Consider the following 14,113-nt stretch of genomic DNA (forward strand, 5'->3'; position numbering starts at 1 on the left):
CTGATGGAGTGAAGTGTGCGGGGAAGAAGAGTCAGGGATCTTCCCGTTCTGTCCATCCTTGGGCATGCAGTCAAGCAACGGTTGTGTCCGCACCGGCGGGGACGATCCCGAGACCGGCGGCGCCACGCCGCATGCGCGCAGGACACACCCACGTCAGGAGCGGACGAACCCGGGAACGACGGGTGAGGTGCACTACGACGATCCGTGGTATGACGCGCTCGCCTCGGGCTGGGGCGAGTCGGCCGCGGGGCACCTGCCCCCGACCGAGATTCCGGCGGCGCGCGCGAGCGGCGCCGCGGCGACGGCCGAGATCTACCTCGAAGTGCAGCGCAGCCCGGCCTTCCAGGAGGTGCGCAGCCGGTATCGGCGGTTCGTGGTGCCCGCCGTCGTCGGGTTCCTCGTCTGGTACGTGGCGTATGTCGTGACGGCCACGACCGCGCCCGCGTTCATGGCGCGGCCGGTGGTGGGCGCGGTGAACCTGGGGCTGCTCGCCGGGCTCGGACAGTTCCTCAGCACGTTTCTGCTCACCTGGGCCTACGCCCGGCACGCACGGCTGCGCCGCGACCGCGTGGCGCTCGAACTGCGCTGGGACACCCAGGAACTGACGCGCGAAGCCCGCGGCGGTGCGTGGTGACCGGCGACCATCAGGCGCTCGCGTTGACGCTGTTCAGCGTCTTCGTCGCGGTGACGCTGGGGATCACCACCTGGGTGAGCCGCAACCGGCAGGGTTCGGCGGAGGAGTTCTACGCCGGGGGCAGGCTGTTCTCCCCGATGGAGAATGGTTTTGCCATCGCCGGCGACTACATGTCCGCCGCCTCCTTCCTCGGCATCTCCGGATTGATTGCGCTCTTCGGATACGACGGCCTGCTGTACTCGGTGGGTTTCCTGGTCGCCTGGCTGGTGGTGCTGTTCCTGGTGGCCGAACTGGTGCGCAACTGCGGGCAGTTCACCCTGGCCGACGTGGTCGCCGCACGGATGAGGGAGCGGCCGGTGCGGATCGCGGCGGGAACCTCCTCGGTCACCGTCTCCGTTCTCTATCTGGTGGCGCAGATGGTGGGCGCGGGCAGTCTGGTCGCGCTGCTGCTCGGGAACACGGGGGAGGAGGCCCGGTCCTGGGCCGTCATCGGCGTCGGTGCGCTCATGGTCGTCTATGTGTCGCTGGGAGGGATGCGGGCCACGACGTGGATCCAGATCGTCAAGGCGGTTCTGCTGCTGGGCGGCACCGTCACGCTCACCGTGCTCGTCCTCGTGCGTTTCCACGGCGATTTCGACCAACTGCTGCGTACGGCCGCCGAGCGCAGCGGGCACGGCGACGCGTTTCTGGCGCCCGGGCTGAAGTACGGCGGGGACTGGACCGCGCGCTTCGACTTCATGAGCCTCGGTCTCGCGCTGGCGCTGGGCACGGCCGGGCTGCCGCACATCCTGTCCCGCTTCTACACCGTGCCCACCGCGCAGGCCGCCCGGCGGTCCGTCGTCTGGTCGATCGGGCTCATCGGAGGCTTCTATCTGATGACGATCGTGCTGGGCTTCGGCGCGGCGGCGATCGTCGGCCCGGAGGCGGTCCGCGGCTCGAACGCCTCCGGGAACACGGCGGTGCCCCTTCTGGCCCTCGATCTGGGCGGCGGTCCCGACTCCACGGGCGGCACCGTTCTGTTCGCGGTGGTGGCGGCCGTCGCCTTCGCCACGATCCTCGCGGTCGTCGCCGGGATCACGCTGGCCTCCTCGGCGTCGGTGGCGCACGACCTCTACGCCTCTCTGCGGCGCCGGCGCTCCCGGCCCCGCAGTGAGGTGGCGGTGGCGCGGGTCGCCGCCGTCGGAGTCGGAGTGGTCGCGATCGCCCTCGGCCTGCTGGCGCGTGACCTCAACGTCGCCTTCCTGGTCGGACTCGCGTTCGCCGTCGCGGCCTCCGCGAACCTGCCGGTCCTTCTGTACTCACTGTTCTGGCGGGGCTTCACCACGCGGGGCGCCGTGTGCGCGGTGTACGGCGGGCTGATTCCGGCCCTGGCGCTCGTGGTGTTGTCGCCGGTGGTGTCGGGCAGTCCGGGGTCGCTCTTCCCTGCGATGGACTTCCAGTACTTCCCGCTGGAGAACCCCGGCCTGGTCTCGATTCCGCTGGGCTTCCTGGCGGGCTGGCTGGGCACGGTCACCTCGGCCGAGGTCGCCGACGAGGCCAAGCACGCGGAGGCCGAGGTGCGGTCGCTGACCGGGGCCGGCGCGGCGTAGGGACGGGCCCGGGGTGCGGGTGCGGTCGAAGCTGTGCCGTGCGCGGTCGTGCCGCACCGCAGCCGCAGCCACAGTTGCAGCCCCAGCGCGAGGGCCGGGCGCGGCTAAGGGGTCACCCACGCGTACCGGTGCTCGGGGCGGCCCGTGTCGCCGTACTTGAGGGAGAGATGCAGTCGGCCGGCCTGCTCGAGGTGGCGCAGGTAGCGCTGGGCGGTGGAGCGGCTCAGACCGGTCTCGGCGGCGACCTCGTGGGCCGACAGCGGGTGGTCGGCGCGGTGCAGCACCGTGCAGATCAGGTCGGTGGTGGGTTCCGAGTGCCCGCTGGGCAGGCCGGGGGACGGCGGGGCCGGCGTGGTGCGCAGAGCGCTGAAGATCCGGTCCACCTGTTCCTGACCGGCGACGCCGTGGCCGCCCACCCGGTCCACCGTGCGGCGCAGGGCGGCGTAGGAGTCGAGGCGGGTGCGCAGAGCCGCGAAGGTGAACGGCTTCACCAGGTAGTGCAGGGCGCCCAGCCGCATCGCGGTCTGCACCGTCGTCACGTCACCGGCCGCTGTGATCATGATGACGTCCGTGCCGTGGCCCTGCTCCCTCATGCGGTGGACGAGTTCCAGTCCGGTCCCGTCGGGAAGGTAGTGGTCGAGCAGGACCAGGTCGATGCCTTGGCGCTGCACCGAGGCGAGCGCCTGGGCGGCACTGTGCGCGCGGGCGGCGACCCGGAAGCCGGGAACCTTCCCCACGTATTTGGCGTTGATCTCGGCGACACGGAAGTCGTCGTCCACCACCAGGACGTCAATCATCGGGCCTCTCTCCGTCAAGGCCAGGCGGGCGATGTGCCCGTGTTTCGGCTTCGTTGTTCTAGCGCGAGCTAAACGAGCACAACAGGCCCTTGCAAGCAAAAGAAGCGCATGCGCCCAGAAGGCTGCTCCAGTCCCGCCGCTCGCCTCTACCGTCCCGGGCCATGAGCGCACACACCAGCCCCGCCATCGAGCTGCGGGGTGCGAGCAAGGTCTTCAGGACCCCTTCGGGGGCCCCGCACACCGCTGTGCGGGACCTCGACCTCACCGTCGCACGCGGTGAGTTCGTGGCCGTCGTCGGACCGACCGGCTGCGGCAAGTCGACCACGTTGACCCTGGTCAGCGGGCTGGAAGAGCCCACCCAGGGCGAGGTGCTGGTCACCGGTCAGTCGGTGCGCGGCGTCGGCGACAACGTCGGCTTCGTCTTCCAGCAGGACGCGACTTTCCCGTGGCGTACGGTCCTGTCCAACGTCATGGCCGGGCCCCGATTCCGCGGTGTGCCCAAAGCGGAGGCCAAGCGCAGGGCCCGTGAGTGGCTGGACCGGGTCGGACTCGCCGCCTTCGAGGACCGCTATCCCCATCAGCTCTCCGGTGGCCAGCGCAAGCGCGTCGCCCTCGCCGCGACCTTCGTCAACGACCCCGAGATCCTGCTCATGGACGAGCCGTTCTCGGCGCTCGACGTGCAGACCCGGGCGCTGATGTCGGACGAGCTCCTCGAACTGTGGGAGGGCACCGGCGCGTCCGTGGTGTTCGTCACCCACGACCTGGAGGAGTCCATCGCGCTGGCCGACAGGGTCGTCGTGATGACCGCCGGCCCCGCCACCGTGAAGCAGGTCTTCGACATCGACCTGCCGCGTCCGCGCAAGGTCGAGTCGGTGCGCCTGGAGCCGCGGTTCATCGAGATCTACCGCGAGATCTGGGAGTCCCTCGGTGAAGAGGTCCGCATCACCCGTGAAAGAGGTGCCGCACATGTCGCCTGACGTTCTCAGCACGCCGGTCGTCGGCACGGCCAAGGCGCCGGACCGCGCCCACTCCCGCGCGCGTGCCGCACGCAGGCGCAAGGCCCTCGTCATGGCCTCGAGAGCGCTGCTCCTGGTGGCCGTGCTCGGTCTGTGGGAGGCGCTCTCCCGGGCCGAGATCATCGATCCGTTCAACTTCTCGATGCCCACGAAGATCTGGGACCAGATCTACACCTGGGTGATGCACGGAACCGCTCTCGGTTCACTGGGCGAGCAGATCTGGTACACGCTCCACGAGGCGCTGCTGGGGTGGGTCATCGGTGTGGCCGCGGGTGTGGTGTGCGGTATCGCGCTCGGGCGGATCGCCTTTCTCGCCGATGTCCTCGGCCCGTACATCAAGGTGCTCAACTCCATACCGAGGATCGTGCTGGCCCCGATCTTCGTGATCTGGTTCGGCCTCGGCCCGGCCTCCAAGGTCGCCTCGGCCGTCGTCCTGGTCTTCTTCCCGGTCTTCTTCAACGCCTTCCAGGGCGCTCGCGAGGTCGACCGCAACCTTGTCGCCAACGCCCGCATCCTCGGCGCGAGTGATCGGCGGGTGACGTTCCAGGTGGTCATCCCGTCCGCCACGTCCTGGATCTTCACCAGCCTTCATGTCAGCTTCGGGTTCGCGCTCATCGGCGCCATCGTCGGCGAGTACATCGGCGCGACCAAGGGCATCGGCCTGCTGGTCGCGCAGTCGCAGGGCACCTTCAACGCGGCCGGCGTGTACGCCGCCATGGTCATCCTCGCCGCCGTCGCCCTGGTCGCCGAGGGACTGCTGACCTTCGCCGAGAGCCGCATCTTCCGCTGGAAGCCGGCCGGCTCCGACGGCTGATCTCTTCGTTGATCGGTCCTTCGAGACTTTCGTCCACTCGTCACACCCAGGTATCGCCTCCCCAGGTATCGCCTCCCTCGGTACTGCCCTTCCCTGGTATCGCCTTCTCACAAGGACGTGAACCCGTCATGCGCACAACCGTCAGATACACGGCCCTCGCCGCCGCCGGCCTGCTCGCCCTCACCTCACTCACGGCCTGTGCCGACGACGCGGCGAGCACCGCGTCGACCGGCTCGGGCAGTAAGGGGGACGGCAAGGGGACGAAGGTCAAGATCATGGTCGGTGGCCTGGACAAGGTCATCTACCTGCCGGCCATGCTCACCCAGCGGCTGGGCTACTTCGACGCCGAGGGGCTCGATGTCGAACTGTTGAGCGAGCCGGCCGGGGTGCAGGCCGAGACCGCGCTCGTCTCGGGCCAGGTCCAGGGCGCCGTCGGCTTCTACGACCACACCCTCGACCTCCAGGTGAAGGGCAAGGACGTGGAGTCCGTCGTGCAGTTCTCGCACGCACCGGGCGAGGTCGAGATCGTCTCCACCGACGCACAGGACGACATCGACTCGCCCGAGGACTTCAAGGGCAGGAAACTCGGCGTCACGGGCCTCGGCTCCTCGACCGACTTCCTCACCAAGTACCTCGCCGTGAAGAACGGAGTGAAGGTCAGCGACTTCACCCCGGTCGCCGTCGGCGCGGGTCCGACCTTCATCGCGGCGCTCCAGCAGGGCTCCATCGACGCCGGGATGACGACCGACCCGACCGTCGCGACCGTCCTCGACAAGAAGGCCGGCAAGATCCTCGTCGACATGCGCACCCCGCAGGGCTCGGAGGAGGCGCTCGGCGGACCGTATCCGTCGTCGAGCCTGTACATGCAGACGGACTGGGTCAACGGTCACAAGGACACCGTCCAGAAGTTGGCCAATGCATTCGTCAAGACGCTCAAGTGGATGTCCACCCACAGCGCCTCCGAGATCGCCGAGAAGATGCCGGCCGACTACTCGCAGGGAAACAAGATGCTCTACTCGGTGGCCATCAAGAACACGCTGCCGATGTTCACCGTGGACGGTGTGATGCCCAAGAACGGGCCCGAGACCGTCGAGAAGGTCCTCAAGGCGTTCAACCCGACCATCAAGAACGCCACGGTGGACCTGGACAAGACGTACACGACCGAGTTCGTCTCCAAGGCGACGGGCTGACGGCCGCGTAGCCGCCCGCCGCGCATCGACGGCCCCGCGCCGTCGGCGTCGCCTCGAGGACCGTGCTGTCAGGCGCGGGTCGCCCACACGTAACGGTGTTCCGGGCGGCCCGCGTCGCCGTACTTCAAGGTCAGCCGGGCCCTCCCCGTGCGCTCCAGGAGCTTCAGATAGCGCTGGGCGGTCTGTCGGCTCACGCCGGTGCGGTCGGCGATCTCCTGGGCCGACAGCGGCCCTTCGGCGTTCATCAGGGACTGCCGCACGAGTTCGGCGGTCGTGGGGGAGTGGCCCTTGGGCAGACCGGGCTCCGAGGGAGCGGACAGCGCGCCGAAGATGCGGTCGACGTCCGCCTGCTCGGCCTCGCCCCCGCCGTCGAGCGTGCGGCGCAGATCCGCGTACGCCTCCAGCTTGCCGCGCAGACCGGCGAAGGCGAACGGCTTCACCAGGTACTGCAGCGCGCCCTGGCGCATCGCGGCCTGCACGGTCGAGACGTCCCGCGCGGCGGTCACCATGATCACGTCCGTCTGGTGGCCACGCCGGCGCATCTCCTGGACGACCTCCAGACCCGTGTCGTCGGGCAGGTAGTGGTCGAGTAGGACGAGGTCGAGGTGAGGCAGCAGCTCCAGCTGGCGCAGCGCGTCCGCCGCGCTGTGGGCCTCGCCGGCGACATGGAAGCCAGGGACCTTCTCGACGTATGCGGAGTTGACCCGGGCCACCCTGGCGTCGTCGTCCACGACCAGTACCTCGATCATCGTGACTCCTCCTCGACGGCGCCGAGCGCCGGTGCGGCCAGAACGGGTTCCGGGTCCGGCTCGGTCAGTGCCTCCGGCAGGACGATGGTGAACTCCGCGCCCCCGCCGGCCGCCTCACCGACCGTGGCGCTGCCGCCCTGCCGTTCGGCGAGCCTGCGCACCAGCGAGAGCCCGATGCCCCGCTTGCCGTGCGCCGGCGGCTTCTTCGTCGACCAGCCCTCGGTGAAGATCAACTCACGTTGCTCGTCCGGGATCCCGGGCCCGGTGTCCCGCACCCGCAGGACCGCGGTACGGCCTTCCGCCCGCAGCTCGACCTCCACGCGCGCGTGCGGAGTGCCCGCGACGGCGTCGAGCGCGTTGTCCACAAGGTTCCCGACGACCGTGACCAGTCCGCGCGGATCGATCAGCCGGTCCGGCAGACGGGTCCGGTCGGAGACCCACAGGGCGACGCCACGCTCGGCCGCGACGGTCGCCTTTCCCACCAGCAGGGCGGCGAGCAGGGGGTCGCCGATCTTCTCCGTCACCTGCTCCGCGGTGGCCCGGTGGTCGCCGACCACCTCCCCCACGAAGTCGACGGCGTCGTCGAACATCTCCAGTTCGAGCAGCCCGAGCAGGGTGTGCATGCGGTTGGCGTGCTCGTGGTCCTGGGCGCGCAGCGCGTCGATGAGACCGCGCGTGGAGTCGAGTTCCCGGCCGAGCTGTTCCAGTTCGGTGCGGTCGCGCAGGGTGGCCACGGCCCCGCCGTCGTCGGTGGGCATCCGGTTCACGACCAGGACGCGATGACCGCGCACGGCGATCAGGTCCGTGCCGGTGACCCGGCCGGCCAGGACGTCGGCGGTACGTCCCTCGCCGAGCGCCTCGTCGGGAGGCGTGCCCACCGCCTCGTCCCCGATGCCGAGGAGACGCTGGGCCTCGTCGTTGAGCAGCCGGACGCGGCCGGCGCGGTCCAGGGCCACGACGCCCTCCCGGATGCCGTGCAGCATCGCCTCGCGCTCGGAGAGCAGCGCGGAGATGTCCGAGAAGGCCAGGTCGCGGGTCTGCCGGTGGAGCCGCCGGGAGATGAGCCAGGCGGCCAGCGCACCGACGGCGAGGGCGCCTCCGGCGTACGCGAACAGCCCGGGGATGGCGTGGATGAGCCGGGCCCGCACGCTGTCGTACTCGATGCCGACCGAGACCGCGCCGATGATGTCGTCGTCGGCGTCGCGCAGGGGGACCTTGCCGCGGGCCGAGCGGCCCAGGGTGCCGCTGTCGATCTCCATGACGTCCTTGCCCGCCAGTGCCTCGCTGGGATCCGTCGAGACATGACCGCCGACCTGCTTGAGGTCCGTGTGCGACCAGCGCGTGCCGTGGAGGTCCATCACCACGACGTACTCGGCACCGCTGGCCTTGCGGATGCGTTCCGCCTCCCGCTGCACCGGGCCGTCGACCGAGGGCCGGGTGCTCTGCAGGTCCTCGGCGATCTGGGGCATCGCCGCGGTCGTCTGCGCGATGGCGAGGGCCCGGCGCATCGCCTGGTCGTCCAGCTGATTGCTGAGGGGGGCGAGGAACAGTCCGGTCGCCAGCACCACGACACCCGCGGCGATCGCCAGCTGCATCAGCAGGACCTGCGAGAACATGCGCCGCGGCATTCCGAGGCGCAGCCGGCGGGCGGGGGGAGTGGGGCTCATACCCCAGACGGTACGTGGGCCGACCCGCGCAGCCGAAGGGGTGGGTGACGTGGATCTCTTGACCGGCTCAAGAGGAAACGGTTCGGCCGACTGTGCGCGGGCGGTCCGTCCCAAGCCGCGCGGCCCGTCCCGTCCAGTACTGCCCGTCCCGTCCCGTGCGGCCCGTCCCGTCCCGTGCGGCCCGTCCCGTCCCGTGCGGCCCGTCATCGTGCCGGGGCGGCGCCCGCCAGTTCGTGCACCGCCACCACGTCCATCCGCGCGGGCGAACCGAGGACCGATGTGCCGCAGCTCTGCGGCCTGGGCGGCAGTGAGGCGCCCTGGGCCACGACGACCAGCCAGTGGCGTCCGTCCGTGTGCGCGACGGTCACCTCCCGGCGGGAGGTGCCACCGGTCGTGCGCACGACGCTCAGCACCCCGGCGGCGTCCTCGCCGGTCTCCGCGCGCACCGCCAGTTCCGCCGCCTGGCCGGGCCGCTCCCAGGCCGAGCTGCCCCGGCAGCCCTCCGCGACGATCCGGCCTTCCTGGACGCCGCGCAGCACCTCCTTGACCGTGTGCGCCGCGACCCGGCCGTACGCGTAGCCGTGCGGCAGCACGAGCAGGGTGGGGGAGAAGCGATGACCGCCCAGATGAGTGACCTCCCAGGCTCCCCGTACCCCCGAGGCGGCGAGCTCCGCGGCCAGCGGACGGCCGAGCAGCGCACAGCATCGGTCCTGCTTGCCGTTGGTGCAGACAAGGGCGAGCGGGTCGCCCGTGTGGGCTTCGCCGCCCAGCACGCTGTCGAACGTGTGGTGCTCGCCCCGGCCGAGCGCGGCGAAGTCGAGGTCCAGCAGTCGGCGCGGGTCGTGGGTGGTGGCGCCGTGCAGCCACACGCGTCCGGGAACGGTGTGGGCCGCGTACACCTGCCGCAAGGCCGGTGCGCCGAGGTCCGCGTGGCGACCGGGGCGCCGGATGAGCGCGACGCGCACACCCGTGTCCTGCGCGGCGGCCTCCAGGGCACGCCCCAGAGCGGGGTCCAGATGGCTCGAGACCAGTGCAGGGGCACCCCAGGGGCCGGGCTGTTCCAGGAGCAGCCAGGTGGTTGCCGTGGCCGCGGTTCCGGCGATGGGCTCGCCGAGGTCCCGCGAGACGGTCGCGCACGTACTCACAGAGGTGAGCCTAACCTGAGTTGCCGCCAGACGACTTCCGGACGGTTCACACGGTTCACACGGTCCGGTGGCGCGGGCCGTGACACCGCGCGGGCCGTCGAGCGCGCGGCCCGCCCGGGCGGTCGGGGGCCGACGCCCGGCCCGCCCGGCTCAGGGCAACACACCGCCGAGTCTGCCCTGGCCGTCCATGCCGGCCTGGCCGTCCTGGCGGCAGGACTGCCAGGCCGGCCAGGGCTACTTCGGCAGGGGCTGAGGCGGTTCGGGGCCCACGTAGTGGCCGCTCGGGCGCATCCGCAGGGGCCGTTCGCCGTACTCCTCCAGCGCATGGGCGATCCAGCCCGCCGTACGGGCCACGGCGAAGACCGTCTCGGCGGCTGAGGGCTCCATGCCGCAGGACACGGTGAACACGGCGAGGGCCAGGTCCACATTGGCGTGCAGCGGCGAGTGACGGGCGGTCGTGGCGACGACGTCCCGGGCGGCGTCGAGGGCGGGCACGGCCTCGGGGATGTCCTCCAGGAGCGCGAACAGCGCACCCGCGCGTGGGTCCTCGCCGGAGTACAGCGAGTGGCCGAGGCCGGGGATGCGGCGGCCGGCCCGCAGTTCCTCCGCGATCACGGGGCCGGCGCTGCCGAGGTCGAGCACCTCCAACAGCATGCGGTGGGCGAGCCCGCCGGCCGCGCCGTGCAGCGGCCCTTCGAGCACCCCGAGCCCGGCGGAGACGGCGGCGTAGGCGTGTGCCCGGGCGGAGGCGGCGACCCGCACGGCGAGTGTCGAGGCGGCCAGGTCGTGGTCGGCCAGCAGGCCGAGCGCCGTGTCGAGGACGTGCAGCCGTGCCTCCTCGACGGGGCGTCCGCTGAGCCGCCCCCACAGGCGGCGGGCCAGTGGACCTTCGGTGCGGTCCCCGTGCCGTCGCGGGGGCAGGGCGGCGACGAACGTGGGGATCAGGGTCCGCGCGGTACCGAGCACGGCCTCCTCGGACAGGTCGAACCGCAACGGGTCCACGGCCGCCGCCGCCACCGCTGCGACCCGCAGACGGTCGGTCGTGCCGGTGTGCTCGGGCAGCGCGTCGACGGCTCGGACGGCGGCCTCGACGGACTCGGCGGGGGCCGTGAAGACGGCTCCGGGGCGCAGCCGCCCGGTCCACAGCCATTCGGCGACCTCCTCGTAGGAGTGCCGGCCGGCCAGCTCGACGGCGTCGACCCCGCGGAAGTAGCAGCGGTCCTTGTCGATCGACGTGAGGCGGGTGCGTACGGACAGTTCCGTCCCGGGCCTGGGAGCCCCGTCGGTCTCGCGCCTGTTGCGCCGGGCGAGGGCCTCGACCTCCCCGGCGTCGAAGGTGCTGCCCCGGCCCCCGGGGGTGCGTCTGCTGCCCAGCCGGCCGCGGCTGACGTACGCGTACACCGTCTCGGGTTTCACCCCGAGCAACTCGGCGGCCTCTGTGGTGCTCAGCCGTCGTTCGAGGCGGCCGGGACCGGGTTCCTGATCACGCATGGGGGCACCGTATCCACATCTCCTCGGGTTGATTCGATCAATGTGGATGCCGGAAGGGCAGGAGTCCGGCCCGAAATCGTGGAAGGTCCGGCACCGCGAGGTGCCGGACCGCAGGGCGCTCGTCATCCCGACCCGCCGTTCCGGCGAGGCGCGTCGAGTCGAGTCGAGGACGAGGATCAGCTCCAGGGCGTTCTCACGCGTCGGGGATGTCGGACTTGGCGCGCACCAGCGTCTCCCGAGTGATCACGACGATGCGCTCGTAGTCGGCGCGGGACGCGTCGGACGGCAGCTCCCCGTCGAGCTTGTCGGTCATGTCCCGGCCGATCACGGCGAAGCTCCCGTCGGCCAACTCGAAGATGTCGGGGCAGTTCCCGCCTCCCGTGCTCCCCCGCTCGCAGGGGGGCACACCGATCCGACGGATGATCTGACTCACTGTTGGTTCCTCTGGCTTTCACGGGTGAACTTCGCTGAAGAGTGCGCGCACGGCGACTGCGGGGCGCGAAGGCCGCCCTGTGGGGCGCGTTCGTCATCCGGCGGCGTGAGCGACGGACTTATGGGGTCGCCCTACGCGATCACGTGTGAGTCAACCCCAGCCGCGCCTGGGACAACGCCCTACTTCATCCGTTTGTTATCGCCCGTAGGCGTGAAGCTGCCGACGCGCGCCCTCAGTCGACGGGGGGCTCGCCCACCACCCACCACTCGTCGATGTCCGCTTCCTCGAGCCGGCGCAGGAGTTCGTCGACCATGCGCCCCAGACTCGCCTCGTCCGAATCGTTCGGGAGGGTGGCCCGCTGGCCTTGCGTCGCGTACCAGTACCCGCGCACGACCGGGTTCTGGAGCAGTCCCCGCATACGGCCGTGGAACTCCTCACGGCTGAGGTTGCCGATGCGGTAGTAGAACAACAGGTTCGTGTAGAGCGCGTTCGCGAAGAGGTACTGCCGTCGCTGTTGCGGAGACGCCGGGGCCTCGAAGATGTCCAGCACCTCCGCCAGTTCGGGACTGTCGATGGCCTTGCTCAGCAGTTCCCAGTGCAGCCGCTGCTGATGGGCGAGGTTGGTGTGGCGTTGGTCCCGGGCCGCCGTCTCGAGATGCTCGAGCCGCACGCGCAGCGCGTCGAGGGTGTGCCGCTGAGCGGCCAGTGCGGCGAGGGCGCCCGCGGCCAGGCCGAGGCCCGCCGCGGCGACGGGGACCAGTCCCCGTGCCCGTGACTTCTGTGTGGCCATGTCAACCCCCGGATCAGGCGGCCGTGCGCCGGTCGTCGGGGTGCGGGTGGCGAGACGGGGACCGGCGAGCGGTGGGCGGCACTTGCCGTCTCCCAGAGTGCCGAGCGGCTCTGATCGGCGGGGGAGGCGGAGAGGAGGCGCACGGAGGGAAGCGAGGGTCGCACGCCAGAGCGCCTTGCCTGACGTCTGCCCCGCGCGTGCTGCCGACAATCGTTCACATCGCGGGCATTCACCCGGCTCGTATCCTGGGCGCGCAGTCAGTCCGCGTATGTGCGCCGGGGTCGTGAGCCGGTGCACGCACAGGTGTCAGAGAGGTCGCACGGTGGCACACAGTCCCGGTCCGCAGCAGATCCCGGTCGTCGTCCTCGCCGGATTCCTGGGCTCCGGAAAGACGACGCTGCTCAACCACCTCCTGCACCGCAGCGGGGGCAGCCGGATCGGTGCGATCGTCAACGACTTCGGCGCCATCGAGATCGACGCCATGGCCGTGGCCGGCGCACTCGGCGACTCCACCGTCTCGCTCGGCAACGGCTGCCTGTGCTGCGCGGTCGACGCCGGCGAACTGGACGTCTACCTCGAGCGACTGACCCGGCCCGGCACCGGGATCGACGTCGTCGTGATCGAGGCCAGCGGCCTCGCCGAACCGCAGGAACTCGTCCGCATGGTGCTCGCCAGCGATCACCCGGGCATCGTCTACGGCGGGCTCGTCGAGGTCGTCGACGCGGCCGAGTTCGACGACACCCGGGCGAGGCACCCCGAGATCGACCGGCATCTCGCCCTCGCCGATCTCGTCGTGGTGAACAAGCTCGACCGCGCACCGGACCCCGAGCGCGTCCTCGGGCTCGTCCGCACCCTCACCGACCGGGCGGCCGTCGTCCCGGCCACCCACGGCCGGGTGGACCCCGAGCTGCTCTTCGACTGCCGGCCGAGCGAGGAGCGCATCGGGCAGCTGTCCTTCGACGACCTGCACCGGCACGCCGATCCGCACGACGCCGATCCGCACGACGCCGATCCGCACGACGCCGAAGCGGATGCGCACGGCGGGCACCTGCACACCGGCTACGACAGCGTGTCCTTCGTCTCCGAAGTCCCCCTCGACCCGCGCCGGCTGATGCGGTTCCTCGACAGGAGGCCGCAGGGGCTCTACCGGATCAAGGGGTACGTCGATTTCGGCCCGCACGACCCGGTCAACCGGTACGCCGTGCACGCGGTCGGGCCCTTCCTGCGCTTCTACCCGGAGCCCTGGCCGACCGCCGGCGCCCGACTCAGCCAGCTCGTGCTCATCGGCGCCGCCATCGACACCGAAGCCCTGGGCGAGGAGCTCGCGGGCTGTCGCAACGACGCCCCACCCGCCGACGAACACGGCATGTGGGGCGTCCTGCGCTTCGTCCGGAACCCCGAGGAAGCCGAGGAAGACCTCCCCGAGGCGGCCGGGGTCTAGTGCCGTGACCGGAGAGGTTCACCGGCTCGCGACGCCCGGCACGGCACGGCACTCCCCCAGCCTTCGGCCGGGGGTTGTCAGCTGCTCGCTCTGGAGCATGCATAACGTCGTTTCAGCTCGATCGTGCGATGGTCGGCTTCTGGGCTTGCGGCGCGACGGGTCGTTCGGGCTACGGTGACCGTGCGGTCTGGGAGGCCGGGTAGGGCGCCGGTGTGCGGGGCCCCGGCTCCACCAGCGAGACGGCTCGGGGCCTCCCCGTCGCCTTTGGCCGTATCCATATGTCCAGGTCGTGCGGGAGCCGGCCTCCCGGGTTCGGACCACGCACCGGATGCGTGTCGCTGCCCCGGGGTCGAGTAC

General features: G+C 71.0%; 13 protein-coding genes. 6 read left to right on the plus strand and 7 right to left on the minus strand.

Going from position 1 to position 14,113, the window contains the following annotated elements; translation table 11 throughout:
* The first annotated feature begins 64 nt into the window (after positions 1–64).
* Both QA802_RS31245 and QA802_RS31250 read left to right on the plus strand, forming a co-directional pair.
* Positions 65–634 (plus strand): DUF485 domain-containing protein, encoded by a 570-nt coding sequence (locus QA802_RS31245; RefSeq protein WP_443042199.1) that lies wholly within the window; start codon positions 65–67, stop codon positions 632–634.
* Positions 631–2,223, plus strand: a complete 1,593-nt coding sequence (locus QA802_RS31250; RefSeq protein WP_334529616.1) for a monocarboxylic acid transporter — start codon at positions 631–633, stop codon at positions 2,221–2,223. The genes QA802_RS31245 and QA802_RS31250 overlap by 4 nt, the downstream gene beginning before the upstream one ends.
* A gap of 104 nt (positions 2,224–2,327) precedes the next feature.
* Here the strand turns inward: QA802_RS31250 and QA802_RS31255 are convergent, their stop codons facing one another.
* A complete protein-coding gene (locus QA802_RS31255) occupies positions 2,328–3,020 on the minus strand; it encodes a response regulator (RefSeq protein WP_334529619.1) in 693 nt (230 codons plus the stop codon).
* 161 nt (positions 3,021–3,181) lie between these two features.
* Between QA802_RS31255 and QA802_RS31260 the strand changes: the two genes are divergently transcribed.
* From QA802_RS31260 to QA802_RS31270, 3 genes are all read left to right on the plus strand, one after another.
* A complete protein-coding gene (locus QA802_RS31260; protein ID WP_334529622.1) occupies positions 3,182–3,997 on the plus strand; it encodes an ABC transporter ATP-binding protein in 816 nt (271 codons plus the stop codon).
* On the plus strand, positions 3,987–4,850 hold the full coding sequence (locus QA802_RS31265; RefSeq protein WP_334529625.1) for an ABC transporter permease: 864 nt from the start codon (positions 3,987–3,989) through the stop codon (positions 4,848–4,850). Before QA802_RS31260 ends, QA802_RS31265 begins: the two co-directional genes overlap by 11 nt.
* Positions 4,851–4,978: 128 nt before the next feature.
* Positions 4,979–6,040, plus strand: a complete 1,062-nt coding sequence (locus QA802_RS31270) for an ABC transporter substrate-binding protein (protein ID WP_334529628.1) — start codon at positions 4,979–4,981, stop codon at positions 6,038–6,040.
* Positions 6,041–6,108: 68 nt separating this feature from the next.
* Here the strand turns inward: QA802_RS31270 and QA802_RS31275 are convergent, their stop codons facing one another.
* From QA802_RS31275 to QA802_RS31300, 6 genes are all read right to left on the minus strand, one after another.
* Positions 6,109–6,789, minus strand: coding sequence for a response regulator (locus QA802_RS31275; protein ID WP_334529631.1), 681 nt, complete (start codon positions 6,787–6,789; stop codon positions 6,109–6,111).
* Positions 6,786–8,456, minus strand: coding sequence for a sensor histidine kinase (locus QA802_RS31280; RefSeq protein WP_334529634.1), 1,671 nt, complete (start codon positions 8,454–8,456; stop codon positions 6,786–6,788). The genes QA802_RS31275 and QA802_RS31280 overlap by 4 nt, the downstream gene beginning before the upstream one ends.
* A 203-nt stretch (positions 8,457–8,659) precedes the next feature.
* Positions 8,660–9,601 carry a ferredoxin family protein gene (locus QA802_RS31285; protein ID WP_334529637.1) on the minus strand — a complete coding sequence of 314 codons (942 nt, stop codon included), beginning with the start codon at positions 9,599–9,601 and terminating at the stop codon, positions 8,660–8,662.
* 234 nt (positions 9,602–9,835) lie between these two features.
* The gene (locus QA802_RS31290) at positions 9,836–11,092 is read right to left on the minus strand and encodes a citrate synthase (protein ID WP_334529640.1); all 1,257 of its coding nucleotides are present in this window, start codon (positions 11,090–11,092) and stop codon (positions 9,836–9,838) included.
* Positions 11,093–11,285: 193 nt separating this feature from the next.
* A complete protein-coding gene (locus QA802_RS31295) occupies positions 11,286–11,525 on the minus strand; it encodes a hypothetical protein (RefSeq protein WP_319170094.1) in 240 nt (79 codons plus the stop codon).
* A gap of 232 nt (positions 11,526–11,757) precedes the next feature.
* Positions 11,758–12,315: a DUF6082 family protein gene (locus tag QA802_RS31300; protein WP_334529643.1), complete on the minus strand. Its 558-nt coding sequence runs from the start codon at positions 12,313–12,315 to the stop codon at positions 11,758–11,760.
* 322 nt (positions 12,316–12,637) lie between these two features.
* Between QA802_RS31300 and QA802_RS31305 the strand changes: the two genes are divergently transcribed.
* Positions 12,638–13,756: a CobW family GTP-binding protein gene (locus tag QA802_RS31305; RefSeq protein WP_334529646.1), complete on the plus strand. Its 1,119-nt coding sequence runs from the start codon at positions 12,638–12,640 to the stop codon at positions 13,754–13,756.
* Positions 13,757–14,113: the final 357 nt, after the last annotated feature.

The organism is Streptomyces sp. B21-105 (genome assembly GCF_036898465.1).
In the GTDB taxonomy this organism is placed as follows: Bacteria; Actinomycetota; Actinomycetes; order Streptomycetales; family Streptomycetaceae; genus Streptomyces.